Annotated in this window: 2 protein-coding genes; both read right to left on the minus strand. The window is 48.6% G+C overall.

Features of this window, described 5'->3' with window-relative positions:
• Nucleotides 1-86 precede the first annotated feature (86 nt).
• Nucleotides 87-1184: an NnrS family protein gene (locus tag HMPREF3277_RS01570; protein WP_070869834.1), complete on the minus strand. Its 1098-nt coding sequence runs from the start codon at nucleotides 1182-1184 to the stop codon at nucleotides 87-89.
• Between the two features lie 401 nt (nucleotides 1185-1585).
• Complete coding sequence (locus HMPREF3277_RS01575) at nucleotides 1586-2200, minus strand: CadD family cadmium resistance transporter (RefSeq protein ID WP_003703682.1); 615 nt, start codon at nucleotides 2198-2200, stop codon at nucleotides 1586-1588.
• Nucleotides 2201-2469 lie beyond the last annotated feature (269 nt).

Genomic DNA, 2469 nt, shown 5'->3' on the forward strand with positions numbered 1-2469 from the left:
AGGTCGTCTGAAACCGGTTTTCAGACGACCTTTTGACTTAAGGCGATACAGGGCTTGCGATTGAATGGGGAATGAAGCAGAAACACTCATTCCGGATCGTCCGTAAACGCATTCGCCCGAAAGATTGGTACGAACGTCAACAGATAAAGCACGAACACGGCGGCGGTCAGAATCGCGGGGACAGTGATGAAGAATATCGGGTTCACGTTCATTAAAACAGCGCGCGAGACGGCTGCGGCGAAGAGGATAGGGACGGCGATGCGGCAGAGTTTGGGGTAGTCGAGTTTGGTAAAGCCACTGTGCCACAGTCCGGCGGTCAGCCACACCATCATCACGCCGCCCATCATGCCGCCGAGGGTAATCAGGTGCAGGGGCGCGGAGGCGGGCAGGTTTTGCAGTTTCGCCGCGCCTGTCCACAAATAACCTGCGGCGGCAAAAAGCTGGAGCAGGTAATAAGTGCGGACGTAGTGTTTGCGCAGGAGTTCGTGATGGTGCAGTTCGCGCAGCTTGGCGAGCAGGATGAAACCGACGGCGAATGCGGTAAAACCGGCGGTTTGCGCGGGCAGCCAAAGTTCGGCGGCGGTGTGTAGGAGCAGGAAGGTGATGGCGATGTTTTTATAGACGACGTTGGGGATGAATACGGGGTCTTTCAGACGGCATTCTTTGAGGGCTTCCGCGCCTAGAAGGACGCTGACGCGGACGGATACGAACATGACCGCCGCCATGTTCAGATGCACTTGCGCGCGCAACAGGTTCAAATCGCCGCTGACGGCATAGGTCGTCTGAAAAACGGTGAACGCGGCAAGCAGCATCAGCAGGGCGAAATTGTCGGTGTTACGGTCGAGCCAAATCAGCCAAGTACAGAAAAGCAGTAGCACCAGCCAATAAGCAGCGACGAAAAACGAAGCGGTTTGCGGCGAAAACGGCAGCAGGACGGATGCGGCGAGCAACAGCGCTGCCAAGACAGTGGCAACGGGTTTCAGACGACCTTTATAGCCCGTCCATTCGAGCATGGCGGCAGTTAGGAAACCGCCGTATGCCGCAGGCAGCATGAGTTCTAAGAAGATTTGGCGGTGCAGGACGATGGCGCCGGGGCTGATGAAAAACACCAACGCGCCGAGTATGGCAAGCACCGCCGCGCCGACGAAAAACGGCCGCATGGGGTGGGTGAAGAATTTATTCATGGTTTGGCTTGATTCTGCATGAAGATGCTTTCGGATATGGATTTATTGGGTGGACAGGGTCGTATCTTTTGCCAAAGAGGCAAGCCTGCGGCTTGCTTACCCTCTCCCTAGCCCTCTCCCACGGGGAGAGGGGATTAAGCTGTCAAACCCGAACATTTTCAGGTTTACCTTCCATCTGATTCCCAATTCTGCACCCTCTGATTTTCAGCAACCTGATCCCCTCGCCCGTGGGAGAGGGAATCGGGCTGTCGAGTCCGAGCATTTTCAAGTTTACCTGTCATCTGATTCCTAATCCTGCGCTCTCTGATCTTCAGCAACCTGTTCTCCTCTCCTCGTGGGAGAGGGTTAGGGAGAGGGCAACGAACCGCAAGGTTCGTCAGATACTCAAATGCCCGTATCATTCATATTATTGATATTATTGTTCGAATTGTATTATTTTCAATAATAATAAATAACCCTAAACCAATATAAATAACAGCCATTATCCAACGACTAAACTTCTCTACAATTTCACCAACACCTGAAATATTAGCCAATCTTTGTGCTGTATATACTAAAACAAAAATCAATATTAAAAATACAAGAAGAGTAACTAATAAGTCGACAAGATCTAAAGTCACAAAGTAAGGAACAAAAAGTCCAATATTATCTGCACCACAACTAGCAACTGTAACCAAAGCAACAATACCGACTAATTTTGACAACCCTTTTTCATCCAATTCTTTTTTAGCTCTTTTTTCGCCCTCACAATCGTCGTAAATAGCAACTTTAATACCTAAGTAAATCGGTATTAAACCTAATAAACCCAACACCCATTTTTCCGGAACATAATTCAAAACAAAAGCTAGAAATAAACTAACTAATATTAAAATTACAGAACCTAAATATTGTCCGATATAAATATCTCGATATTCTTTTCTAGTATTTGCTCTAGCAAAAAATATTAATAGTATTACCAACAAATCTACTGCTGTAGCAATATATAAAACAGCAGCAGTAATCACAGTCGAAAACATAAAGCACCTCATAATGAATCCCCTGCCCCCTTGGCACCACGGCTTTTTCAAAAACCGAATCGCGTTCGGATAACAGATTCGTATCTTTCGCTAAAGAGGCAAGCCTGCGGCTTGCTTACCCTCTCCCAATTCCCTCTCCCACGGGGAGAGGGAATTGGGCTGTCGAGCCTGAACATTTTTAGGTTTACCTGCCATTCGATTCCCAATCCTGCACCCTCTGATTTTCAGAAACCTGATCCCCTCTCCCCGTGGGAGAGGGTTAGGGAGAG

Source organism: Neisseria sp. HMSC70E02 (assembly GCF_001838645.1).
Taxonomy (GTDB): Bacteria; Pseudomonadota; Gammaproteobacteria; order Burkholderiales; family Neisseriaceae; genus Neisseria; species Neisseria macacae.

What these genes read in the sequence shown, in the direction of transcription:
- HMPREF3277_RS01575 (WP_003703682.1), bottom strand. Translation starts at nt 2,200, where the DNA reads ATGTTTTCGACTGTGATTACTGCTGCTGTTTTATATATTGCTACAGCA.
- HMPREF3277_RS01570 (WP_070869834.1), bottom strand. Translation starts at nt 1,184, where the DNA reads ATGAATAAATTCTTCACCCACCCCATGCGGCCGTTTTTCGTCGGCGCG.